General features: G+C 72.6%; 18 protein-coding genes. 13 read left to right on the forward strand and 5 right to left on the reverse strand.

Annotation, left to right across the window (positions count from 1 at the left end; genetic code table 11):
- Positions 1–283: 283 nt before the first annotated feature.
- From ACWD1Z_RS25830 to ACWD1Z_RS25890, 13 genes are all read left to right on the forward strand, one after another.
- On the forward strand, positions 284–997 hold the full coding sequence (locus ACWD1Z_RS25830; RefSeq protein WP_451121960.1) for a GntR family transcriptional regulator: 714 nt from the start codon (positions 284–286) through the stop codon (positions 995–997).
- The gene (locus ACWD1Z_RS25835) at positions 994–2,235 is read left to right on the forward strand and encodes a hypothetical protein (protein ID WP_451121961.1); all 1,242 of its coding nucleotides are present in this window, start codon (positions 994–996) and stop codon (positions 2,233–2,235) included. Before ACWD1Z_RS25830 ends, ACWD1Z_RS25835 begins: the two co-directional genes overlap by 4 nt.
- Complete coding sequence (locus ACWD1Z_RS25840; RefSeq protein ID WP_451121962.1) at positions 2,232–3,173, forward strand: ABC transporter permease; 942 nt, start codon at positions 2,232–2,234, stop codon at positions 3,171–3,173. The genes ACWD1Z_RS25835 and ACWD1Z_RS25840 overlap by 4 nt, the downstream gene beginning before the upstream one ends.
- Positions 3,174–3,184: 11 nt before the next feature.
- The gene (locus ACWD1Z_RS25845; RefSeq protein ID WP_389419673.1) at positions 3,185–4,057 is read left to right on the forward strand and encodes an ABC transporter permease; all 873 of its coding nucleotides are present in this window, start codon (positions 3,185–3,187) and stop codon (positions 4,055–4,057) included.
- Between the two features lie 259 nt (positions 4,058–4,316).
- The gene (locus ACWD1Z_RS25850; RefSeq protein WP_451121963.1) at positions 4,317–5,909 is read left to right on the forward strand and encodes an ABC transporter substrate-binding protein; all 1,593 of its coding nucleotides are present in this window, start codon (positions 4,317–4,319) and stop codon (positions 5,907–5,909) included.
- A gap of 9 nt (positions 5,910–5,918) precedes the next feature.
- The gene (locus ACWD1Z_RS25855) at positions 5,919–7,832 is read left to right on the forward strand and encodes a dipeptide ABC transporter ATP-binding protein (protein WP_451121964.1); all 1,914 of its coding nucleotides are present in this window, start codon (positions 5,919–5,921) and stop codon (positions 7,830–7,832) included.
- On the forward strand, positions 7,820–8,983 hold the full coding sequence (locus ACWD1Z_RS25860; protein WP_451121965.1) for a mandelate racemase/muconate lactonizing enzyme family protein: 1,164 nt from the start codon (positions 7,820–7,822) through the stop codon (positions 8,981–8,983). The genes ACWD1Z_RS25855 and ACWD1Z_RS25860 overlap by 13 nt, the downstream gene beginning before the upstream one ends.
- Entirely contained in the window at positions 8,980–9,834 is an 855-nt protein-coding gene (locus ACWD1Z_RS25865; RefSeq protein ID WP_451121966.1) for an SDR family NAD(P)-dependent oxidoreductase, read from the forward strand. Before ACWD1Z_RS25860 ends, ACWD1Z_RS25865 begins: the two co-directional genes overlap by 4 nt.
- An 11-nt stretch (positions 9,835–9,845) precedes the next feature.
- Positions 9,846–10,583, forward strand: coding sequence for a ribonuclease activity regulator RraA (locus ACWD1Z_RS25870; RefSeq protein WP_451121967.1), 738 nt, complete (start codon positions 9,846–9,848; stop codon positions 10,581–10,583).
- Between the two features lie 84 nt (positions 10,584–10,667).
- Positions 10,668–12,650, forward strand: a complete 1,983-nt coding sequence (locus ACWD1Z_RS25875) for a GH39 family glycosyl hydrolase (RefSeq protein ID WP_451121968.1) — start codon at positions 10,668–10,670, stop codon at positions 12,648–12,650.
- A 53-nt stretch (positions 12,651–12,703) separates the two neighbouring features.
- Entirely contained in the window at positions 12,704–14,083 is a 1,380-nt protein-coding gene (locus tag ACWD1Z_RS25880) for an FAD-binding oxidoreductase (RefSeq protein ID WP_451121969.1), read from the forward strand.
- The gene (locus ACWD1Z_RS25885) at positions 14,080–15,159 is read left to right on the forward strand and encodes a (Fe-S)-binding protein (protein ID WP_451121970.1); all 1,080 of its coding nucleotides are present in this window, start codon (positions 14,080–14,082) and stop codon (positions 15,157–15,159) included. The genes ACWD1Z_RS25880 and ACWD1Z_RS25885 overlap by 4 nt, the downstream gene beginning before the upstream one ends.
- A gap of 38 nt (positions 15,160–15,197) precedes the next feature.
- Complete coding sequence (locus ACWD1Z_RS25890) at positions 15,198–16,682, forward strand: aldehyde dehydrogenase (NADP(+)) (RefSeq protein WP_451121971.1); 1,485 nt, start codon at positions 15,198–15,200, stop codon at positions 16,680–16,682.
- Between the two features lie 20 nt (positions 16,683–16,702).
- On the opposite strand, the gene ACWD1Z_RS25895 is transcribed toward ACWD1Z_RS25890, so the two are convergent.
- The 5 genes from ACWD1Z_RS25895 to ACWD1Z_RS25915 form a co-directional block, all read right to left on the reverse strand.
- Positions 16,703–17,695 (reverse strand): LacI family DNA-binding transcriptional regulator, encoded by a 993-nt coding sequence (locus ACWD1Z_RS25895; RefSeq protein WP_451121972.1) that lies wholly within the window; start codon positions 17,693–17,695, stop codon positions 16,703–16,705.
- Positions 17,696–17,796: 101 nt separating this feature from the next.
- A complete protein-coding gene (locus ACWD1Z_RS25900) occupies positions 17,797–19,953 on the reverse strand; it encodes an alpha-galactosidase (protein WP_451122080.1) in 2,157 nt (718 codons plus the stop codon).
- Positions 19,954–20,002: 49 nt separating this feature from the next.
- On the reverse strand, positions 20,003–22,036 hold the full coding sequence (locus ACWD1Z_RS25905; protein ID WP_451121973.1) for a beta-galactosidase: 2,034 nt from the start codon (positions 22,034–22,036) through the stop codon (positions 20,003–20,005).
- Entirely contained in the window at positions 22,033–22,932 is a 900-nt protein-coding gene (locus ACWD1Z_RS25910; protein ID WP_451121974.1) for a carbohydrate ABC transporter permease, read from the reverse strand. The genes ACWD1Z_RS25905 and ACWD1Z_RS25910 overlap by 4 nt, the downstream gene beginning before the upstream one ends.
- Positions 22,929–23,840, reverse strand: a complete 912-nt coding sequence (locus ACWD1Z_RS25915; RefSeq protein ID WP_451121975.1) for a carbohydrate ABC transporter permease — start codon at positions 23,838–23,840, stop codon at positions 22,929–22,931. The genes ACWD1Z_RS25910 and ACWD1Z_RS25915 overlap by 4 nt, the downstream gene beginning before the upstream one ends.
- Between the last annotated feature and the right edge of the window lie 19 nt (positions 23,841–23,859).

A 23,859-nucleotide genomic window follows, 5' to 3' on the forward strand; every position in this document is an offset into this window, starting at 1 on the left:
CAGGAGGCACGGCAGCTCACGATCGCCCGACCGGCAGGCCCTGGCCCCGCGGTCGCGGAATGTCGGCAGCCCGATGCGTCACCGGCTGCCCACCCGCGGCGTCACTCACCCAAGTCCGCTTCGTGGGGGGTGAGTTGCGCAAGTGACGTTGGCAGACTCCGGCTCCGGACGCAAGGCAGAACGAGTTGTCAACGTTCTGACCACCTGTCAGCTCCGCACGGAATTTCACGAAGGTGACATCAAAGGGTTGCGCATTGGCATCGTGGTATACCAGCATGCCGCCATGCCAAGCATCGATTACGAGACACCGGGCACCCCGCCCTCTCCCCCCGCCGCGCTGCCCCCCTTGAGGCAGCCCGCCTCCCGCACGGACCGGGTGCGCGACGCGCTGCGGCAAGCGATCCTCGACGGGGCGCTGCCGCCCGGGCGGGCCCTGGTGGAGCGGGAACTCGCCGAGATGTACGGCGTCTCGAAAACCCCGGTGCGTGAGGCGCTCAAGCAGTTGCAGTCGACCGGGCTGGTGGAGATCAATGCCTATCAGGGGGTGAGCGTCCGCAAGCCCGACGACCGGCTGGTGCGGGAGCTGTACACCGCCCGGCGCGCGGCCGAGCCCGAGGCCGTCCGGCTGGCCGCCGAGCAGCGCGGAGCCGCGGTGTATCCCGCGGCGCGGCGCGCGCTCGACGAAGCGGCCGTACTGATCGGGTCCGGGGAGACGCAGGGCCTGGGCATCGCCAACCGGCGCTTCCACCGCGAGCTGTACACCGCCTGCGACAACAGCTTCCTGTGCGGTTTCCTGGACCAGCTGCAGGACCTGACCGCCTTCGTGGCCGGACTGGGCTGGCGGCTGCGGGCGACCTTCGAGGAGGAGGCCGCCGAGCACGCGGCCATCCTGGAGGCCATGGAACAGGGCGACGCCGACCGGGCCGAGCAGCTGACCCGGTCCCATATCCGCAAGGCGCAGCAGACGCTGTCCCGCACGCTCGGGGACGAACGGTGAAGACCGAGATCTTCGCCCATCCGCTGTCGTTCCGCCGCGCACCGCAGGCCGAGGCGGAGCGGTTGCGGTCCGCGGGAGTCGACGGGGTGCGCCTGGCGTACGCCTACCACGGCGGACGCTGGCTGCTGACGACGAGCGACCCGGCGGCCGTGGTGGACTTTCCCGCCGGCCGCTGGTTCGCCCGGCGCGACGACCGCGCCGGCGACGGAACCGGGCTGTCCCTGCCCGTGCTCGGGAACGAGGCGGTGGAGGCGACCACGGCCCTGGTGGCCGCCGGTGTCGCCGTGACGGCCTGGCTGGTGGGCCTCCACCAGTCGGGCCCGGCGACCGCCCGGCCCGACCTGGCCCTGCGCAACGCCTTCGGCCACCCCTACCGGCACGCGCTGTGCCCCGCCCAGCCCGAAGTCGTCGACTACGCCCGGACTCTGGTCGCCGAAGCGGCCGGGCAACCCGGAGTGAGCGGCCTGGAACTGGAGGCGTTCGGTTACCTGGGCTGGCAGCACCAGAGCGCGCACGACAAGTGCGGGGCAGCACTGCGGCCCGTGGACCGCTGGCTGCTCTCCCTCTGCTTCTGCTCGGCCTGCGCCGACCGGTTCATCGCGGCCGGCATCGACGCCGCCGAGACGGCCGCACGGACCCGGGCCGCCGTGCTCGCCCAGCTGGCCGAGCCTCGCCCCGCCGACGGCATCGCTGAGGACGCCGCCACCGCGCTGGGCCAGGACCTGCACGACACGGTCCTCGCCGTGCGGGCCGACGTGACCACCGACCTCGTACGGGCGGCCGCCGAGGGCTCGGCAGGGCTGCCCCTCTCCGTCCGCGCCACCGACGACCGCTACGCCTGCGACGGGAAGTCCTCCGGCGACCTGCGCGCACTGGCGTCCGCCGCCAGCTCGCTCACGGTCACGAATCTCGCCGGGGACGCCTCCGCTCTGCGACAGGACATCGTCGCGGCCCGCGGCACGGAGGCTGAGGTAGCGGCCGGCTGGCACTTGGGCACCGCACAGACCCACACCGAGGAAGAGCTCACCGACATCGCTCTGCAGGCCCGCTCGCACGGAGCCGGCTCCCTCGTCCTCTACGCCTACGATCTCGCCCCCGCACCGCGGCTGGAGTGGTTGCGCCGCCTGCCCCGGGGGCCAGTGGCCGGTGCCCCGGCCACGTACGAAAGGCGGCACGAAAGCCCTCACGAAAGCCCGCACGACAGCCCGCACAACAGACAAACGGAGCCGGCAAGATGACCGGATACCTGATACGCCGCCTACTCCAGCTCATACCCGTCGTCCTGATCGTGTCGCTGGTGCTGTTCCTCCTGCTGCGCCTGATGCCCGGCGACCCCACCCTGGACATCCTGGGTCAGGAGGCCAGCGCCGAAGACCGGGCGGCACTCCGCGCCGAGCTGGGCCTGGACGCCCCCCTGTGGCGCCAGTTCACGGACTGGCTCAGCGGCATGGCCCGCGGCGACCTCGGCGCCTCCTGGCTCACCGGCGAGGAGATCGGCACCGTACTCGGCGAACGGCTCGCCGCGACAGCCGAACTCGGCGTCATCGCCCTGCTCTTCGCCCTGTTCATCGGCATCCCCGCCGGAGTGCTCGCCGCCGTGAAACGGCGCACACCCACCGACACCGCGCTCAACTCCGCGGGGCTCCTGGCCCTTTCCGCGCCTCACTTCTACCTGGCGGCCCTGCTCATCCTCGTCTTCGGACTGTGGCTGAAGTGGCTCCCGCCCTCCGGTTATGTGCCGTTCACCGAGGACCCGGTGGAGAACCTGCGGCACATGGTGCTGCCCGCGGTCACCATCGGCTCCACCATCGCGGCCGTCACCATGCGCCAGACCCGCGCCGCGCTGCTGGCCGTGTTCAACGAGGACTACATCCGCACCGCGGAGGCGAGCGGCCTGTCCCGTCGCCGGATCGTCGGCGTCTACGCCCTGCGTAACGCCATCGTCCCCGTGGTGACCGTCGTGGCCCTGCAGATCGGAGCCCTGATGAGCGCCACCGTGGTGACCGAGACCGTCTTCACCGTTCCCGGCATGGGCACGCTGATCGTCAACGGCATCTTCAGCCGGGACCTGCCCGTCGTCCAGGGCGCCGTTCTGATGGTGGTGGTCTTCGTCCTCCTGGTGAACCTGCTGGCCGACCTGATCTACGCGTGGCTCGACCCGCGCATCACGTACTGACAGGAGCGACGATGGCCACCGAAACCCTCACCCCGGCCGCGCGCCGCCCGGTCCTGGACCGGCTGCGCCGCGACCGCCGCGCCCAACTCGCCCTGCCGATCCTGCTGTTGCTGGCTCTGGCCGCCGCTGCCCGGCCGTTCATGACCGAGCGGATGCGGGCCACCGACACCGACAACCTCCTCGCCGGCCCCAGCGCGCAGCACTGGCTGGGCACCGACGAACTCGGCCGGGACGTCCTGGCCCGCATCACCGCCGGGGCACTGGTGACCGCGGAGGTCGCCACCGTCACCGTGGGCGCGGCCCTCGTGGCGGGAACCGTCCTCGGCCTGCTGGCCGGATACCGCGGCGGATGGCTGGACGCCGTCATCATGCGGACGTCCGACGGGCTGCTCGCCTTCCCGCTGCTCGTGCTCGCCCTCACCGTGGTCGCCGCCCTCGGCCCCGGGCTGCGCAACGCCCTCATCGCCATCGCCGTCGTGACCACGCCCCGCTTCGCCCGGGTGGTCCGCGGAGAGGTGCTGTCGCTGCGGACTCGCGAATGGGTCTCGGCCGCGCGCATCGTGGGCGTACCGCAGTCCGCCATCATGCGCCGCCACCTGCTGCCGCACCTGGCGGGCACCCTGCTGGTCTTCGCCGCGCTCCAGGTGTCCACCGCGATCATGGCCGAGGCCGCCCTCAGCTTCCTCGGCCTCAGCGTCCAGCCCCCGCAGCCCAGTTGGGGCGCCATGGTGGCCTCCGGCACCGACCATCTCAGCGCCAGCTGGTCGCTGAGCGTCTTCCCCGGCCTGGCCATCCTCCTCACGGTCGCCGCGTTCAACATGCTGGCCGACGCCCTGCGCGACGCGCTCGACGCGCATCGGCCGCAGCTGACGCCACCGCGCTGACGCGGTCGCGCCGCCTGCAGAACAGAACAGCGGCCTGCGCAGCCTCGAACCGCACCCGTGGGCGGTCCTACCGCCCACCGAACCGAACCACCTCCCTCACCGGCGCACCAACCCGCGTCCCACCCCTCCGGCGCCCTCTGCCGCGCCCGTCGGCCCACCCTCCAGGGCCCCTAGGAGCGAGCCCCCTCCGGCCCGCCTCCCCCGCACCCAGCGCACCCCGCACCCCGCACCCGCGATCCGCACAAGGAAGTGCCCTGTCATGCCCCTTTCCTCACGTATCTCCCGTTCCTCCCTCGGCCTGCCACGCCGTGCCGTCCTCGCCGGTGCCGCCGCCACCGCGGCCACCGTCACCCTGTCCAGCGTCTCCGGATGCAGCGGCGACTCCGGTTCGCCCGGTGGCTCCTCCGGCACGCTGACCGCGGGATTCGACAACGAACCGGTCACCCTCGACCCGGCGCTCAGCGCCGCCATCTCCTCCGACCGCAACGTGCTGAACCTCTTCTTCGACGCGCTGCTGCGTCAGCTCCCGGACGGAACGTTCGAGCCGGCCCTCGCCACCAAGTGGGACGCCACCGACTCCGCGGTCACCCTCACCCTGCGCGAGGGGGTGAAGTTCCATGACGGGACGCCCTGCGACGCCGAGGCCGTGGTGTTCAACCTGCGCCGGGTGATGGAACCTGCCACCCTCTCCACCAAGGCCGCCGCACTGGCCAAGGTGGCCTCCGTCGAGGCGGCGGACCCGAAGACCGTGAAGATCACGCTCAAGTCGCCCGACCCCCTGCTGCTCACCCACCTCGCCCACGAAACAGGCATGATCGCCTCCCCTGCCGCGATCAAGAAGCACGGCGCGGACTTCAGCCGCAACCCGGTCGGCACCGGTCCCTTCACCTTCGCCCAGTGGCGGTCCAAGGTGCAGCTGACCGCCGAGCGCAACGACACGTACTGGGCGAAGGCCGCCGACGGCAGCGCCCTGCCGAAGCTGGACAAGGTCATCCTGCGCTTCGTCACCGAGGCCAAGGTGCTGCGCGCCGAACTGTCCACCGGCGGTGTGCAACTGGTGCGCGCGCTGCCCCCGGAGGAGTACAAGCAGCTCAGCGGTGACCAGCGGATCGTCATCAAGGACGGCGGGGTGCGCCGCGCCTACTACGTCGCCCTCAACGTCACCAAGGGCCCCTTCAAGGACCCTGCCGTGCGCGCCGCGTTCGCCCGCGCCGTCGACCGCCGCGCGGTGGGCAAGGCGGCGGCCGGTGACGAGTACGACATCGCCCCGTCCTTCGCGACCTCCTCGGACTGGTTCTACGACGACTCCATCGCGCCGCTGCCCCAGGACCCCGGCAAGGCGCGCCAGGCCCTGGAGGAGGCCGGGCTGCGCGGCGAGGTGCCCATCACCGTCGTCGCCCGCCGACGCGCGCCCGACCCCACCATCGCCGAACTCCTGCAGAGCCAGCTCACCGAGGTCGGCTTCGCCCCCAAGGCGGAAGTCCTGGAGTTCCAGACGCAGCTGGACCGCATGAAGAACCGGGACTTCGACGCGGCACTCCTGGTCATCGACATCCCGCGCCTGGACCCGTCGCTGGCGTTCGACCCCTACTTCACCAGCGACGGATCGAACAACTGGTCCGGGCTGGACGACCGCACCCTCGACGCCCTGCTCGCGGACGCCGCCGACACCGGCGACAGGCCGGCGCGCAAGAGGGCCTACTCCGACGCGCAGCGCCGCATCATCGACAAGAACTACTGGGTCTTCCTGCACCAGGCGAAGTCGCCCCTCATCCACAGCAGCCGGCTCAAGGGTGTCCAGCTCGACGTGGACGGCCAGTGGCGGCTCGCCGAAGCCCACCTGGATGTGTGAGGAACGCACATGTCCCTCCTCGAGATCCAAGACCTGAGCGTCACCTTCAACGGCACCCCGCCCAGTCCGCCGGTGCGTGCCGTGGACAGCGTCGATCTGCACCTGGAAGCGGGCGAAACCCTCGCCGTCGTCGGTGAGTCCGGCTCCGGGAAGACCGTCACCGCCCTGAGCCTGCTCGGACTGAACCCTCCCGAGCCCGTGTGCAGCATCACCGGCTCGATCCGGCTGGACGGCACCGACCTGCGCGCCCTCGACGGCAACGAGTGGCGGGCCGTACGGGGCCGGCGCGTGGCCATGGTCTTCCAGGACCCCGGCTCCGCGCTCAACCCGCTGCTCACCATCGGCACTCAGATCGTGGACGCGGTACGGGCCCACGAGCGGCTCACCCGCGAACAGGCCCGCCGGCGGGCCGTGGAGGCCCTGGAGCTGGCCCGGATGCCGGAGCCGGAGAGCCGGCTGCGGCAGTACCCGCACGAGCTGTCCGGGGGGATGCGGCAGCGCGCCGCCATCGCCCTGGCCATCGCGGCCCGCCCCCGGCTGCTGATCGCCGACGAGCCGACCACCGCCCTGGACGTCGCCGTACAGGCGGAGATCATGGCGATGCTCCGCTCCCTGTGCGTCGACCTCGGCATGGGGCTGATCCTGATCACCCACGACCTCGGTGTGGTCGCCGAACAGGCCGACCGGGTGGCGGTGATGTACGCGGGACGGGTCGTGGAGAGCGGCCGGGCCGCACACGTCCTGAAGCAGCCGAGGATGCCGTACACCCAGGCCCTCCTCGCGGCCACGCCCCGGCTCGACGCCGCCGCCCGTACCCGGCTGGTGTCCATCGAGGGGCAGCCGCCCCGGCTGCGGGACCGGCCCTCGGGGTGCTCCTTCGCTCCCCGGTGCCCCGTCGCCGTGGACGACTGCACGAAGACCGCGCCGCCGCTGACCGTCTTCCCCCGAGACCACGCCGCGGCCTGCCTGTTCGCGGACGCTCCGGTGGAACTGCCCACCGCACCGGCCGCGACCGCGAGCGACCCCGAGCCCGTGGCCCCGGCCACCGCCGCCGAGCCGCTGGTGGAGTTCGACGCGGTCGACCTGCGCTATCCGGTCCGCGGCGGGGCCCTGCGCCGGGTCACCGGCCACGTCCACGCCGTCCAAGAGGTCAGCCTGCGGGTCGAGGCGGGCCGGACCCTGGCCCTGGTCGGGGAGTCCGGCTCCGGCAAGACCAGCCTCACGAAACTGCTCCTGCGCCTGGAGCGCCCGTCCGGCGGCACCGTCCGCTACGACGGCATCGACGTCACGCGCCCCGACCCGGCCGGGCTGCGGCGGCTCCAGCGGGAGGTGCAGGTCGTCTTCCAGAACCCCTACGCGAGCCTGGACCCCCGGCTGACCGTGCGGCAGATCCTGCACGAGCCCCTGCGGGTGCACGGCCTCGACGCCGACGCGGCCGTCCTCACCGGGCTCCTGCGGGACGTCGGCCTGGACTCCTTCGCCCTGGACCGCTTCCCCTCCGCCTTCTCCGGCGGCCAGCGTCAACGCATCGCCATCGCGCGGGCCCTGGCCCTGCGCCCGCGGCTGATCGTGTGCGACGAGGCGGTCAGCGCCCTGGACGTGTCGATCCAGGCGCAGGTGCTCAACCTGCTCGCCGACCTCCAGGCGGAGCACGGCATGGCCTACCTCTTCATCACCCACGACCTGGCCGTGGTCCGCTCGGTCGCCCACCGCATCGCGGTGATGCGGCACGGCCGGATCGTCGAGGAGGGCACGGCGGAGGACATCTACGCCGCCCCCGCCCACGAGTACACCCGCGCACTGCTCTCCAGCGCGCCCGGCCGCAATGGCCCCCCGGCGTGCGCGGGCGCCCGGCAGCCCACCGCATCGCTCTCGCAGAACATCTCGCAGAACAAGGAACGGAGCCCCCTGTGGCGAAGGTGACCAGGGTCAGCCTGACCTCGATCAACACCCCCCGGCACAACAGCATCACCTGCGGCCACATCCTGGTCGAACTCCACACCGACGACGACTCCCTCGTCGGCGTCGGGGAGATGTCCGACCTCCAGCACCTGCCGCGCTTCCACTTCGACGTGCCGGAACTGGAGGCCACCCTCAACGAGATCCTGGTGGGCCTGGACGCCCTCCAGCTGACCGAGGTCGAACGGCGGCTGGAGGCCAACTTCCCGCAGGCCGGGTACATCTACGACAAGAGCCGGGCCATCAAGTGCGGCGTCGACATCGCCTTCTGGGACCTGGCGGCCAAGCAGCTCGGGGTCCGGGTGTGCGACCTGCTGGGCGGTGCGGTCCGCGAGTCCGTGCCCATCGCGTACCCGATCTTCCGGCAGCAGCACGAGGAGGACGTCGAGCGCAACCTCGCCATGGTCGAGCGGCGCGTCGCGGAGGGCTTCGAGTTCTTCCGGGTGTACGTGGGGCGCCGGCTGGACCTGGACGAGCGGTTCCTGCGCACCGCCCGCGAACGGTTCGGCGACCGGATCGCCATCAAGTCGCTGGACTTCTCCAACCTGCTGGACGCCAAGGCGGCCTGCAACTTCGCCGAGAAGGTCGCCGACGTGGGCTTCGACCTCGTGGAGGCACCGGCACCCAACCACGACGTGCGCGGGCTGGTGTACGCCCGCAACCGGCTGCCCGTACCGATCAGCGAGCACGTGTACGGCTTCCGGTGGGCGCTGGACCTGGTCGCCGCCGACGCGGTCGACGTGTTCAACGTCAGTGTCATCGCCATCGGCGGCATCACCCCGGCCCGGCGCATCTTCGCCATCGCCGAGGCCGCCGGGAAGTCGTGCCTGGTCGGCACCACGCAGGAGCTGTCCATCGGGACGGCCGCCGCGGCCCATGTCGCCATGGCGATGGCGCCGGTCACCGTGCCCAGCGACCCCGTCGGCCCGCTGCTCTACACCCGCGACGTGGTCTGCGACCCGGTGCGCTACGTCGACGGCCGGCTGCACGTGCCGTCGGGCCCCGGCCTGGGCATGCGCCTCGACCCGGAGCTGGTGAAGGCGTCGGCGGGCCCGCTCACCTGGGCCGCCACCAGCGCCGCCGCCGTCGTCGACCGGCAGGAGGTCCCGCGATGACCGGCCCCGCCGCCGAAGGGCCCACTGGGGGCGGACGGTTCGCCGGCCGGGTCGCCCTGGTCACGGGCGGGGCCCGCAACATCGGCCTCGCCATCGCCGTACGGCTGGCCGCCGAGGGTGCCGCCATCGCCGTCAACGGCCCCGACGAACGGGAGGCCGAAGCGGCGGCGGCAGCACTGCGCGAGAGCGGGGCACGCGCCGTCGCCTGCCCGGCGGACGTCTCCGACCCGGCGCAGGTCGACACCTGCGTCGCCCGCGCGGTGGAAGTGCTGGGCGGCCTGGACATCCTGGTCAACAACGCCGCCGCGGCGATGCTGGGGCGCGGTCGCCTGCTCGACCTGGATCCGGCGGACTGGGACCGCAGCTTCGCGGTCAACGCCCGCGGCACGTTCCTGTGCACCGTCGCCGCGGCCCGGGTGATGCCGGCCGGCGCGGCGATCGTCAACATCTCCTCCGTCGGCGCGACCCGCGCCCACCGCTCGGCCGTCGCCTACGACGCCTCCAAGGGCGCCGTCGAAGCCACCACCAGGGCCACGGCCCTGGAACTGGCCCCCATGGGCATCCGCGTCAACGCCGTCGCGCCGGGCCCCGTCATCAACGACCGCTACGAACTGCTGGACGCCGCGCAGAAGCGCGCCCGCGTCCAGCCGGTGCCCCTGGGCCGCATGGGCGACGGTTCCGACGTCGCCGCGGCCGTCGCCTTCCTGGCCTCCGCCGACGCCTCGTTCATCACCGGCCAGGTGCTCACCGTCGACGGCGGGCTGACGGCCCAGATCAGGCCGCCCGGCACCGACCCCAGCCTCGACTCCCCCGCCACCACCCCGGCGCACACCACCGCCGACCAGCCCTAAGGACCCGCAACATGACCGAGACGCCCCAGGCGCCGCTCAACCCCGACGACCTGGCCGCTCTCCGCGAGGCCAGCACCGCCACCATCACCACCCAGCTGTTCAAGCACGGCCTGCGCAACACCTTCCTCGCCGGCCTCACCCGCGTGACCGCCGACGCGCCGCGCATGGTCGGCGAGGCGTTCACCCTCCGGTACATCCCGGCGCGCGAGGACATCGACACCCTCGACGTGTACGACGACTACGACCACCCCCAGCGCGCCGCCATCGAACAGGTCGGGCCCGGCCAGATCCTCGTCGTGGACTGCCGGGGCGAGGGCCGCGCCGCGTCGGCGGGCAACATCCTGCTCACCCGGCTGTCCGTCCGGGGCGCCGCCGGACTGGTCACCGACGGCACGCTGCGCGACATCGAGGAGATCGGGCGCCTCCCGCTGCCCGTGTACGCCACCGGTGCCGCGGCGATGACCAACCTGGCCCTGCACCACGCCGTCGACCTCCAGGTCCCCGTCGGCTGTGCCGGTGTCGCGGTCTACCCGGGTGATGTCCTGGTCGGCGACGCCGACGGCGTGGTCTGCATTCCCCGCCACCTCGTCGCGGTGATCGCCCGTCAGGCGCGGGAACAGGAGCGGCTGGAGGCGTTCATCACCGAGCGGGTCGCCGCCGGCGCACCCCTGCGCGGCACCTATCCCGCGGACGCCGAGACCCTGCGCGCCTACGAGGAGTCCCTCCTCGCCCCGTCCGCCCAGGACTGACCCATCACACTCCCGCGGCGGGCGGGACCGCCGCGGGCCGGCCGTCCGGCCGGAACCAGCCTCCGAGGAAGAAGGCAGGAACACATGGTCACCCCCTCCCCCACCGTCAGACGCCCCTTCGCCGTCCTGATGGCCGGCGCGCTCGTCGGCGGCCTGATCTCCGTCGCCACCGCCGGTCCGGCCACCGCGGCCGACATCACCGGCGACTTCGACGCCACCGCACCCGGCAGCACCCCTGCCGGCTGGCAGGTCACCGGCGCGGCCGGTGACGCCGCCGTGCAGGACGTGCCCGGCACCGTGGACCGGAGCCTGCGGCTGCGGGACACCTCCACCGGCGCCCCGGTCACCGCGAGCACGACCTTCGGCACCACCACCTCGACCGTCGTCGCGGGCTTCCGGCTGCGCGCCGCGCAGACCTCCGCGACGATCGGCGTGCACCTGGACAGCAGCGGCGGACACAGCGTCACCGTCGCCATGGGCACCGACGGCCGCCTTTACACCTACAGCGCGGCCGAGCGCGTGGACCTCGGCGCGTACACGGCCAACCGCTGGTACGACATCCGCGTGGTCGCCCACCCGTCCTCGGGCACCGCCGACGTGTGGGTGGACGGCTCGCGCAAGGCCAAGGGCCTGGCGTTCCGGACCGGCACCAGGGCCCTGGGCAGCATTGCGGCCGGTACCTCCACGGCCGGCACGGGCACCGCCTGGCTGGACGACGTCCGCACCACCACCGAGAGCGCCCCGCAGGGCTGGCCCCGCCTCGGGTCCGTCGCCCCGCGCACCGCCTGGGAGGTCGGCACCTCCCCGCTCATCGTCGGCGCCGAGACCCTCGACCGCGACTACACCGACTACCAGGCCTTCGCGCCCTACCTGGGCAAGCTCGGCGCGACCAGCACCCGGCTCCAGGGCGGCTGGGCGAAGACGGAGAAGACCAAGGGCGTCTACGACTGGACCTGGCTCGACCGGATCGTCGACGACGCCCTCGGCCGGGGCGTCAAACCCTGGATGCAGCTGTCCTACGGCAACGGCGCCTACACCGGCGGCGGCGGCTCCGGCCTCGGCGGCCATCTGCCCACTTCCCCGGAGGCCCTGGCCGCGTGGGACGCCTGGGTGACCGCCATGGTCAAGCGGTACGAGAATTGGGTCACCGAGTGGGAGATCTGGAACGAACCCAACCTGGCGGGCATCCCCGTCGGCGACTACACCGACTTCTTCATCCGCACCGCCCGGCTCATTCGCGCCGAACAGCCCGACGCGGTGATCTACGGGCTGTCCGAGGCCGGCATCGACGTGCCCTACACCCGGGACTTCCTCGTCCGGCTCGCCGAACGGGGCAGGGCCGACCTCCTGGACGGCATCAGCTACCACCCGTACAACCCCAACCCCGACGACGCGTGGACCTACGGGCAGGTGCAGAAGATCCGGGACCTGATCGCCCAGTACGCGCCCGGGACCGTCCTGCGCCAGGGCGAGAACGGCGCGCCCAGCAGGCCTGGCAGCTTCGGCGCCCTGGGTGACCTCGACTGGACGGAACTCAGCCAGACCAAGTGGGTCCTGCGCCGCGTGCTCAACGACCTCGGACGCGACATCAGCACCAGCGTCTTCAGTATCTCCGACCTGCACTACCCCTCGAAGATCAACAGCAAGGGGCTGCTGCAGACCAACACCGACAAGAGCATCCGCTACGCCAAGCCCTCGTACTACGCCGTGCAGACTGTGGCGTCGGTCCTCGCCGGCACCAGGCCGCTGCCCGGCTACCGCTGGAGCGCGGCCCCCGACACCCCGCTCACCGTGCAGGCGTTCGCCAAGCGCGACACCGGCCGGCAGATCGTCGGCGTCTGGTCCGGCACGGCCAAGCCCAGCGAGAGCACCGCCCGCACCGCCACCGACCTCACCTTCACCGGCGGGGACTTCGCCGATCCTGTCTACGTCGACGTCCGCACCGGCGCCGTCCACGACATCCCGGCCGCCAACTGGTCGGTGCAGGGCAGCACGTACACCTTCAAGGACATACCGGTGTACGACTCGCCCGTGCTCATCGCCGACCGTTCCGTCATCAAGTTCTAGCGCCCGGCCGGTCCCCGCCCCCGCCGGGGCGGGGACCGGCCCAGGAGGCAACCGTGCAAGCCCCTGTCCGAGCCGCGCTGAAGTCGATCGTCGGCGACGCGCACTACCGCGAGGCGGACGGCGACCTCGTTCCCTTCAGCCGGGACGCCACCCCGCTGTTCACCGCACGGCCCGACGCCGTGGTCTTCCCCGCCGACACCCAAGAGGTGTCGGCCATTCTGGAACTCGCCACCCGGCACGGCGTTCCGGTCGTGCCGCGCGGCGCCGGATCCAACCTGTGCGCCGCCACCGTCGCCCTGCGCGGCGGCATTGTCCTGGCCCTCACCCGCCTCGACCGCATCCTGGAGATCGCCCCGGCCGAACTGCTCGCCCGCGTCCAGCCGGGCGTCACCAGCGCGGCACTCGCCGACACGGCCGCCGGGCGGGGCCTGCTGTGGGCACCCGACCCGGGCAGCCGCACCGTCGCCACCATCGGCGGCACCATCGCCACCAACGCGGGCGGTCTGCGCGGCCTCAAGTACGGCGTCACCCGCGACTACGTCCTCGGCCTGGAGGCCGTCCTGCCCACCGGAGAGGTGATCCGCACCGGCGGGCGCCTGCACAAGGACGTCGCCGGATACGACCTCACCCGCCTGCTCACGGGCTCCGAAGGCACCCTCGCCGTGATCACCGAGGCCACCCTCGCATTGCGCCCCGCACCCCGGACGTCCGGCACCGGAGTCGCCTACTTCCCCGACCTCGCCGCCGCGGGCAGCGCCGTCACCGCGATCATCTCCAACGGCGTACTGCCGGCCACCCTCGAATTCCTCGACCGGTCCTGCGTCCAGGCGGTGGAGGACTTCGCCGGACTCGGCCTGCGCACCGACGCCGGCGCGCTGCTCCTCTTCGGCGACGACGGCGAACCCGACGCCGTGACCCGCGCCCTGACCCGGATGAGCGAGGCCTGCGCCGCGCACGGCGCACTGGAGGTCACCACCGCCGCCCAGGTCGCCGAGGCCGCGGCCCTGCTCGCCGCACGCCGCTGCGCCCTGCCCGCCCTGTCCCGGCTCGGCGCGCTGACCATCCTGGAGGACGCGACGGTCCCGCGCCCGCGCATCGCCGAGATGGTGGAGCGCATCGACCGGATCGCCGAGCGGCACGACGTCACCCTCGCGACCTTCGGGCACGCCGGCGACGGCAACCTCCACCCCACCTGCGTCATCGGCTCCCCCGACGACACCGAGGCCATCGCCCGGGCGGAACGCGCCTTCGGCGACATCTTCGCCACCGCCATCGAACTCGGCGGCACCATCACCGGCGAACACGGCGTCGGAGCCGCCAAGTTCCCCTACCTCACCGCGCAACTCGGCTCCGCACAGGTCGCGTTGCTGCGCCGCGTCAAGGACGCCTTCGATCCGGCCGGCATCCTCAATCCCGGAAAGCTGGGTTCATGACCGACTCCGTCTTCGACCCCGACCTGCTGTCGCGCTGCATCTCCTGCGGCTTCTGCCTGCCCGCCTGCCCGACGTACGCCGCGACCGGGGACGAGGCGTCCTCGCCGAGGGGCCGGATCAACCTCATGCGCGCCCTCCAGAACGGCAACCTCGACCCTTACGACCCCACACTGCAGGAGCAGTCCTCGCAGTGCCTGGGCTGCCGCGCCTGCGAACCGGTGTGCCCGGCGGGGGTCGAGTACGGGCAGCTCCTCGAACAGTGGCGCGACCACCAGTGGAAGGGCCGCAGACAGCCGCTGCCGGCGCGGGCCCTGATGCTGGCGGCCCGGATGCGTCCCGTCTTCCGCCCCCTGGGCCTGGTGCGCAGAGCAGCCCGCGGCAGGCACCGGTCGTCGAAGGCCTCCGCAGCCCCGGTGTCCCTCATGCTCGGCTGCTTCGAACGGGTCCTGTTCCCGAAGGTCAGCCGTGCGGCCCGGGCCTTGGTGCCCGGCGCCGCAGTCCCCGCCGGCCAGGGCTGCTGCGGCGCCCTGCACGCCCACAACGGAGACACGGCAGCCGGCGAACGCCTCGCGCACCGCCTCGGGGACGATCTGCCCGGCACCATCGTGACCACGTCCGGAGGCTGCGCCGCCCACCTGTCCTCGGTGCTCGGCCCGGAGCGAGTGCGCGAACTCTCCGCGTACCTGGCCGATCGCGGCGCGTCGGGCGAACTGCGCGTGGACGGACGGCGGGCGCGCGTCGCCCTCCAGGACTCCTGCCACCTGCGCAACGGCCTCGGTGTGTGGCAGCAGCCCCGCGACCTGATCGGCCAGGTCGCCGACTACGTCGAGCTGCCCTCCGCCGCCACCTGCTGCGGGGCGGCGGGCACGTACTCCCTGCTCAGGCCCCGCGAATCCCGCCGCATCCTCGACGCGAAGGTCCGGGAGATCGAGGCCGCCGGCGTCGACTACGTCGCCGCGGTCAACCCCGGCTGCCTGCGCCAACTGCGCACCGGTCTGCGCCGCGCCCGCTCCCGGGTGAAGGCCGTGCACATCGCCGAACTGCTCGCCGAAGCAGCGGACAACGGGCCCCGGTGACGGGCCCCCACCTCAGTCGACCCACCGAGAGGCAGCACATGTCTTCCCGCACCACGGCGCCGTCACAGGACGCCGCCACGGCCACCGCCCGCGCCGCGGCCCAGGCCCAGGCGGCCGCCCCGGCCCTCGCCGGCCTCCCCCTGCCCGAGCGAGCCGCGCTCCTGCGCGGCCTGTCCCACACACTGGGCGAGAACGCCGCCCACCTCGCGGCCGTCGCCGAGGACGAGACCCGGCTCGGGGTGGACCGCCTGCGCGGCGAAATACGGCGTACACAGGCGCAGTTGGAGATGTTCGCCGACGTGGTCGAGGCGGGCGCTTTCCTGGACGTCATGATCGACCCCCCCGACCCCTCGGCGCAGCCCGCACCCCGGCCCGACATCCGCCGCATGCTGGTGCCGCTGGGGCCGGTCGCGGTGTTCTCGGCCTCCAACTTCCCGTTCGCCTTCTCCGTGCTGGGCGGTGACACCGCAAGCGCGCTCGCCGCGGGCTGCCCCGTGGTGGTCAAGGCGCACGAGGGACACCCCCGGCTCTCCGACCTGACCGGTGAACTGGCCGCCGAAGCCCTCCCGGCCGGCGTCCTGTCCGTCGTCCACGGCCGCGAGGAGGGCCGGAGCCTGGTCACCCATCCCGCCATCCGCGCGGTCGGCTTCACCGGCTCCACCTCCGGTGGCCGCACCCTGTTCGACCTGGCCGGCAGCCGTCCCGACCCGATCCCCTTCTACGGCGAACTCGGCTCTGTGAACCCGGTGGTGGTCACCCCGGCGGCCTGCGCGGCACGCGGCGCGGACATCGTCCGCGAGTACATCGCCTCGGTCTCCCTGGGCCAGGGACAGTTCTGCACCAAGCCGGGCCTGCTCTTCCTGCCGGCCGAGCACGCCTTGGAGGACCATCTCCGCCGGGCCGTCGCGGCTGTCCCCCCGGCCCCCCTACTGGGCTCCTGGATCAGCACCGCCTACCGCGCGACCCTCGAAGAAGTGGCCACGCACCCGGCCGTACGTTCCGTACACCGTGCGCCAACCCCGGACGACGCGAGGGCGTCCGTCCCCGCCCTCCTCGCCACCACGGCCGAGTCCGTACGGGCGCACCCCGAACTCCTCCAGGAGTGCTTCGGCCCGGCCTCGCTGATCATCACGTACACCACGACGGAAGACCTGCTGGCCACCCTGCACACCCTGCCGGGCAGCCTCACCGCGACCGTCCACGGCCAGGAACACGAGGACGAGCCCCTGGCCCGTCTCCTGGCAGCCGCCCTGCACACCGGACGCCTGATCTGGAACGGCTGGCCCACCGGCGTCGCCGTGACGCCCGCCATGCACCACGGCGGCCCGTGGCCGGCGACGACCTCCCCCCTGCACACCAGCGTCGGCAGCAGGGCCATCACGCGCTGGATGCGCCCGATCGCCTATCAGAACATGCCGGAGCAGCTGCTGCCGGCCCCGCTCCAGCGCGCCAATCCCTGGAACGTCCCGCAGCAAGTGAACGACGCCCGGCGTACCGTCCCGCCAGGACGCGCGGCCTCCTGACGGGGGCCGCGGCCGGGGTCTCACACCGACGCGCGGGCCACGAACTCGGCCTTGACGTGCACCGTCTTGTGCACCTTGCGGCCGTCGAGGCGCTCGGTGAGGAGCCGCGCCGCCGCCCGGCCGACCTCGGCCGCCGGGTAGCGGATGGTGGTCAGCTGGGGGCGGACCAGGGACGCGAAGGAGGCGTCGTCGTGGCCGATCAGGGCGACGTCTCCGGGGATGTCGATGCCGAGTTCGTGGGCCTTGTCCAGGGCGCCGACGGCGATGACGTCGTTGCCGCAGAAGACCGCGTCGGGGCGGTAGCGGCGGTTCATGAGCTCGCCGAAGCCGGCCGCCCCGGCTTCCCGGGTGTGCTCGCCCCTGACCACCAGGTCGTGGGGCAGCGACATGCCGAACTGCAGGGCCACGGCGCGCAGGTGCTGCAGCCGGGGATCCCCGCCGGTGGCGTCGCGGGGACCGGCGATCATGGCGATGCGGCGTCGCTGCGCCGCGGCCACCCGTTCCAGCGCACGCCGGGTCGCCGCGCGCGCGTCGGGCGTGACGAGGTCGATCGGGCCGAAGGAGACGTCAGCGCTCACGACGACGGGCATACCGGCGTCGACGAGCGGCTTGAAGTCGTCCGGGTTGAGCCGGAACGGGGTGATGATGACACCGGCGAAGCGCTGCTGGAGCGCCTCGGCCAGCAGGGCGCGTTCCTCGTCCTGGCGGGCGCGGGTGTTGCAGACGACGACGTGCAGTCCCAGGCCGCGCAGCTCTTCCTGCAAGGTGGCCGCGAGCTGCGCGAAGAAGGGGTTGGCGATGTCCGGCACGATCAGTGCCACCAGGCTCGACCGGCCGGTCCGCAGACTGCGCGCGGTGACGTCGACGGTGAACGACAGCTCCTCGATCGCCGCTTCCACCGCGGCCCGGGTCTCGGGCGCCACCGGCCGCTTGCCGGAGAGCACATAGGAGACCGTGGCCGACGACACTCCTGCCGCACGGGCGACATCGGCCATCGTGACCCGTTCTCGCACCACTCACGCTCCCTTCGACGGCCACCCTACTTCACGTGCGGTTCCGTCGAGAGAGCGCTCTCCGCGGGGCGGTCCGGCGGACGATTCCGGCCCCGCCTGCGTCAGCCCGCCACGCGCCGCAGCCGGATCAGCGCGCTCGCGCAGTCGCCCGCCGGCAGGTCGGGCAGCGTCAGGCCGAAGCCCATCAGCGTGGCCCCCGACCATGCGCGTCCGGTGTCCTCGTCGCGGTAGCGGGCGGCGTTCTCCAGCCCGCGCAGCCGCAGCGGCGCCTCCGGCGGACCGAACGCGGTGCTGGGCCGCCAGACCAGGACGGCCGCGCGGTCACCGTCGAGATACTGCACGGCCGTCAACGGCCCCTGGCCGGGCGCCAGGAGACGGAACTGCTCGCCTCGCTGCACCACGGGACGGATGTCCTTGTAGACCTCGACCAGGTCGGCGGCCTCGGCGAGTTCGGCGTCCGTCCAGCGCGTCAGGTCCCCGCCGATGCCGAGCACCCCGGCCATGGCGCTGTGGAAGCGGAACCGCAGCGGCACTGCCCTGCCGGTCAGCGGGTTGGGGCTGTCCGTGACCCAGGCGGACATCACGTGCGCCGGGTACAGCTGGCTGAAGCCGTGCTGGATGCGCAGGCGGTCCACGGCATCGGTGTTGTCGGAGGTCCACACCTGGTCGGTGCGGGCCAGGATGCCCGGGTCGACGCGTCCGCCACCGCCCGCGCAGGCCTCGATCCGCAGTCCCGGGAACTCCGCCCGCAGCTGGTCCAGCACCCGGTACAGCCCCCGGGCGTGCTCGACGTGCACGCGGCGGGCGTCGGGGCCGCCCGCGGCGTGGCCCGCTTCGGTGAACGAGCGGTTGAAGTCCCACTTGAGGAAGTCGACCGCGTTGTCGGTCACCACCTGGCGCAGCCGGCCGAGGGTCCACTCGGTGACCTCCGGCCGGGAGAAGTCCAGCACCAGCTGGTGCCGCAGCTCGGTGGCGGTGCGGTCGTGGAGGTGCAGGACCCATTCCGGGTGGGCACGGTACAAGTCGCTGTCGGCGTTGACCATTTCGGGCTCCACCCACAGCCCGAACGCCATGCCCAGGCGGTGCACCTCGTCGGCGAGCGGACGCAGGCCCCGGGGGAACTTCTCCGGATGGGGCGTCCAGTCGCCGAGTCCCGCCCGGTCGTCGTCACGGCCGAGGAACCAGCCGTCGTCGAGCACGAACAGCTCGGCGCCGATGGCGGCGGCGCGGCGGGCGAGCGCGATCTGGTCGTCCTCGCTCACGTCGAACCCCGTGGCCTCCCAGGAGTTGTACAGCACCGGCCGCACCTCCTCCGGGTGGGGCAGGACGTGCGCGCGCAGGTGGCGGTGGAAGGCCCGGCTCGCGCCCCCGAAGCCGCCGGTGGTGTGCAGGGCGAGACTGGTCGCGGTGCGGTGCCGTCCACCGGGCCGCAGGCGCAGCTCGGCACTCTCGTGGCCCTCGTTCGCCAGTACGCCGGTCCGGCCGGCGGCCGTGCGCTGCGCGGTGATCCGCCAGCTCCCGCTCGCCGCGAGCGCGACGACCCAGACCTCCCCCTGTTCCTCGCCCGCGTCCCCGGCATCGAGTGCGGCCCAGGGGTTGGCGTGGTGTCCGGTGTGGCCGCGCCTGCTGCCCAGCGCCGTCTCGCCGACCGGCAGCCCCGACCGCTGGAGGCGGCCCTCGGCGGACCAGCCCCCGTGCACGGAGCTGAGCCGCCAGTCCGGCCGCTGCGGGAGCGGCCAGTGCGCGGAGGCGTACCGGACCAGCAGCACGTCCCCGTCCCGCGGCGTGCCGGTGTGCGCGAACTCCACCCACCGCTCCACCACGTCACCGTCCGGCGGGACGCGGTAGTGCAGCTGCCAGGCCAGCGGCCGGGTGCGGTCCCGCAGCTGGACGACCACATGGTCTTCCTGGACCAGGACGACGTCCTGCACGGTCGCCTCGACGGGACTGCTGCCGTCGGCGAAGCGCACCTCGAAGGCGGGGACGCCGAAGCGGGCTCCGCCGTCGACCGGGTACTCCTCGGTTCCGTCCCAGCGGCCGGCGAAGCTGTTGTCGTGCTCGCTCCAGGGCGGCAGCGCGACCGCGTCGGCGAGCGGCAGCGCGGCACCCCAGTGGAGGTGCCGCACGATGCCCGCGTCCCGGTCCACCCGGAAGACGTAGGCACCCTGAGCGGTGCGCAGCAGCACGGTGCCGCTGTCCTCGTCCAGCTCCACGGGGCGGAACGCACCGGTGGACGACGGGACCGGGCGGGTGGGCATGGTGGTCACGTGACCCTTCCTCGCAGCTTCTCGCGGATCCGACAGCAGGTCAGTCCGGGGTGGACGACTGATCCTCGCGTACGACGGCCACTCCCCCGGGCGGTACCACGGCCCGGCCGTCGGTGACGTCGGCGTCGCCGAGGCCCACTCCGGTGACGGGCACGGTGACGGTCTGTTCCGTGTGATTGATCAGGAACAGATAGGAGTACCGATCCCCCACGCGCCGCACCGCCTCCAGTCCGGGCGGTGCCTCGACGACGGGGGTGAGGCGGGCCTGCTCGCCCATCGCGTGGATCACGTCGCGCAGGGCGGGTACGGGCAGCCGGCCGGCCGCGTACCAGGCGGCGCCCCGGCCGAAGCCGTGCCGGGTGACGGCCGGGCCGCCGCGGGCCGGGCCGCCGTCGGCCGAGTCCTCGTACCGCAACACCGTGGTGCAGCCCCGCGGTTCGACGCGCTCCACCCACTGCGCGACGTCCGTTCCGTCGTCGAGCCGGGCCCGTTCGCCCGTCCGCAGGGGCAGGAATTCGTCCACGACGAGTCCGAGCACCTCCCGCAGGGCTCCCGGATGTCCGCCCGGCCGCACCCGGTCGGAGTCGTCGACGACCCCGCTGAAGCAGCCGACCGCGAGATGGCCGCCCTGCCGCACGTACTGGGTGAGGTTGTCGGTGGCGTCGTCGGAGAGCAGGTACAGATTGGGGGCGACGACGGCCCGGTACGGGGTCAGGTCGGCGCCCGGGGGCACGAGGTCGCAGGTGATGTTCATGGTCCACAGCGCCTCGTACCAGTCGCGGACCACGTCCAGGTAGCGGAACTGGCCGGAGGGCCGGGCCTGCAGTTCCAGGGCCCACCAGTTGTGCCAGTCGAAGAGCACGGCCACCTCGCCCCGCACCCGGCTGCCGGTGACCTCGGCCAGGGAGGCCAGCTCCGCGCCGAGCGCACTGACCTCCTTCCAGACCCGGCCGTCGGTGCCCGCGTGCGGGAGCATCGCGGAGTGCCACTTCTCGGCGCCGGCGCGGGACTGCCGCCACTGGAAGAACATCAGCCCGTCGGCGCCGCGGGCCAGGTGGGTGAGGCTGTTGCGCCGGGTCTCCCCGGGCCGCTTGGCCACGTTGACGGGCTGCCAGTTGACCGCGGACGTCGAGTGCTCCATGAGCAGCCAGGGCCGGCCGGCGGCCATGCCGCGGGCGAGGTCGGCGTTGAGCGCCAGGTCGATGTGGCCGTCGCGGTCGGCGGCGGGGAGGTAGTGGTCGACGGAGACCAGGTCGCACTCGGCGGCGAAGGCGTAGCCGTCGACCTTCTTCTCCAGGGTGCCCATCACGTTGGTGGTGATCGGCACCCGCGGAGTGGTACGGCGCAGCAGGGCCGTCTCGGCGAGGTGCCGGGTGAGCAGCGCGTCGGAGGAGAAGCGGCGGTAGTCGAGTTCCTGGCCGGGGTTGCGGAAGGCGGTGGTGTCTCGGGGCGGGTCGATCTCCTCCCAGTCGCCGTAGCGCTGGCTCCAGAAGTCGGTGCCCCATACGTCGTTGAGCGCGTCGAGGGTCTTGTACCGCTCCTCCAGCCAGATCCGGAACGCGGCCGCGCTGGTGTCGCAGTAGCACAGGGCGTTGTGGTTGCCCCACTCGTTGTGGACGTGCCACAGGGCGAGGGCGGGATGGCTGCCGTAGCGGGCCGCCAGCTCGGTGACGAGGGCGTCGGCCGCTTCGGCGTAGGCGGGGCTGCTGGGGCAGAAGACCTGCCTGCTGCCGTGCGCGAGCCGCGTGCCGGAGGCGGTGACCGGCCGGGCCTCGGGGTGCCGGCGGGTGAACCAGGGGGGCGGTGCGGCGGTCGGCGTGGCCAGGTCGACGGCGATGCCGTGGGCGTGCAGCAGGTCCAGGACCTCGTCGTGCAGGCTCCAGTCGTACGTGCCGGGCCGTGGCTGGATGCGGGACCAGGAGAAGACACCGACGGTGACCAGGTTGACGCCCGCTTCGCGCATCAGGCGGGCATCCTCGCGCCAGACCTCGCGCGGCCACTGCTCCGGGTTGTAGTCGCCGCCGTAGGCGATCCCGCCGAGTCGGCGGGTCACTTCGGCGAGGGGGTGGTTCACGATTTCACGGCTCCAGCGGCGAGTCCGGCGCGCCAGTAGCGCTGCAGGAGGAGGAAGGTGAGCACGATCGGCACGACCGAGACCAGGGCGCCGACGATGGTGAGGGTCTGCAGTTCGGGCAGCCGGCTGGTCTGCGACTGCCAGGTGAACAGGCCCAGGGTGACGGGGTAGAGACGCTCGTCCTGCAGCATGATCAGGGGCAGCAGGAAGTTGTTCCAGATGACGACGAACTGGAACAGGAAGATGGTCACCAGGGCGGGTGCCATCAGGCGCAGTGCGATGGTGCGGAAGATGCGGAACTCGCTCGCTCCGTCCATGCGGGCGGCCTCCATCACCTCGTCCGGGACGGACGCGGCGGCGAAGATGCGGGAGAGGTACACGCCGAACGGGCTGACGATGCTGGGCAGGAACACCGACCAGAAGGTGTTGGTGGCGTCGAGTTCGGCGAACATCAGGAACAGCGGCAGGGCGAGCGCGGTGGCCGGGACGAGGACGCCGCCGAGGACGACGGAGAAGACCGCCTCACGGCCGCGGAAGGCGTACTTGACGAGCGCGTAGCCGGCCGCCGCGGCCAGCAGGGTGGCGACGGCGGCTCCCGCGCCCGCGTACAGCAGGCTGTTGAGCAGCCAGCGGGCGTAGACGCCGTCCTGCTGGGCGAAGAGCGAGGACAGGTTGTCGCCGAAGTGCCATTCGGCGGTGCGGAATCCGGGCGTGCTGACCAGGTCGCTCTGGCTCTTGGTCGAGGACACGAGCAGCCAGTAGACCGGCAGCAGCATGTAGCAGGCGACCGCGATCATGAAGGTCACGGCGGCGGCGGTGGACAGGCCGGTGCGCGGTCCGCGGCGTGCGCCGGCGGAGGGGGCGTGGGCGCCCTCGGTGCGGGTGAGGAAGCTCATCCCTGCCTCCTGGAGGTGAAGCGCAGGAACGCGAACGACAGGACGAAGGTGACGAGCGCGAGGACGACCGACAGGGCGGCGGCCTCGCTGTAGTTGTCGCCGGAGGCGAGCGAGTACGCGGCGAGGTTCGGGGTGTACGTGCTCGTCACGCTGGTGGAGATGGACCGGAAGACCTGCGGCTCGGTGAACAGCTGGAAGGTGCCGATGATGGAGAAGACCCCGGTGAGGATGAGGGCCGGACGGATGATCGGGATCTTGATGCGCAGGGCGATGGTCCAGCCGCTCGCCCCGTCCACCCGTGCCGCCTCGCCGATGTCGGCCGGCACGGCCTGCAGGGCGGCGTAGATGATCAGCATGTTGTAGCCGGTGTACGTCCAGGTGACGACGTTGGCGATGGACCACAGGATCGCGTCCGGGCCGAGCAGGTCGACGTGCAGGCCGGCCGACCGCAGCAGGTCCACCACGGGCGACAGCCGCGGGTCGTACAGGAACGCCCACATCAGGGCGGCGACGACGCCGGGGATGCCGTACGGCACGAAGTAGACGAGCCGGAAGAACCGCTTGGCGCGCGCGACCGCGGAGTCCAGCAGCAGCGCGAGGACCAGGGCCAGCAGCAGCATCACGGGGATCTGCACGAGGGCGAAGCCGAGGACGCGCAGCAGGCTCTCGGTGAAGTAGTCCTCCTGCAGGACCCGTCCGTACTGCTCGAACCCGGCGAAGACCGTCTCGGTGCGGCCGAAGGTGCCGCCGGTGCGTTCGGTCTTGTGCAGGCTCTGCCAGAAGGCGTACCCGACCGGCACGAGGGTGAACAGGACGAAGGGGATGAGGAAGGGTGCCAGGAAGGCGTAGGGGGTGAGGGTCCGGCGCGATCGACGGCGCGCCGGGGCCGGGGCGTTGGTGGATGTCACGGGCAGCCTTTGAGGTGCT

This window comes from Streptomyces sp. NPDC002784 (assembly GCF_053592135.1).

Bases quoted from the DNA above. Each gene is read 5' to 3' on its own strand.
- ACWD1Z_RS25855 (WP_451121964.1), top strand. From the start codon at position 5,919: ATGTCCCTCCTCGAGATCCAAGACCTGAGCGTCACCTTCAACGGCACC.
- ACWD1Z_RS25830 (WP_451121960.1), top strand. From the start codon at position 284: ATGCCAAGCATCGATTACGAGACACCGGGCACCCCGCCCTCTCCCCCC.
- ACWD1Z_RS25865 (WP_451121966.1), top strand. From the start codon at position 8,980: ATGACCGGCCCCGCCGCCGAAGGGCCCACTGGGGGCGGACGGTTCGCC.
- ACWD1Z_RS25890 (WP_451121971.1), top strand. From the start codon at position 15,198: ATGTCTTCCCGCACCACGGCGCCGTCACAGGACGCCGCCACGGCCACC.
- ACWD1Z_RS25885 (WP_451121970.1), top strand. From the start codon at position 14,080: ATGACCGACTCCGTCTTCGACCCCGACCTGCTGTCGCGCTGCATCTCC.
- ACWD1Z_RS25870 (WP_451121967.1), top strand. From the start codon at position 9,846: ATGACCGAGACGCCCCAGGCGCCGCTCAACCCCGACGACCTGGCCGCT.
- ACWD1Z_RS25875 (WP_451121968.1), top strand. From the start codon at position 10,668: ATGGTCACCCCCTCCCCCACCGTCAGACGCCCCTTCGCCGTCCTGATG.
- ACWD1Z_RS25850 (WP_451121963.1), top strand. From the start codon at position 4,317: ATGCCCCTTTCCTCACGTATCTCCCGTTCCTCCCTCGGCCTGCCACGC.
- ACWD1Z_RS25910 (WP_451121974.1), bottom strand. From the start codon at position 22,932: ATGAGCTTCCTCACCCGCACCGAGGGCGCCCACGCCCCCTCCGCCGGC.
- ACWD1Z_RS25840 (WP_451121962.1), top strand. From the start codon at position 2,232: ATGACCGGATACCTGATACGCCGCCTACTCCAGCTCATACCCGTCGTC.
- ACWD1Z_RS25845 (WP_389419673.1), top strand. From the start codon at position 3,185: ATGGCCACCGAAACCCTCACCCCGGCCGCGCGCCGCCCGGTCCTGGAC.
- ACWD1Z_RS25900 (WP_451122080.1), bottom strand. From the start codon at position 19,953: ATGCCCACCCGCCCGGTCCCGTCGTCCACCGGTGCGTTCCGCCCCGTG.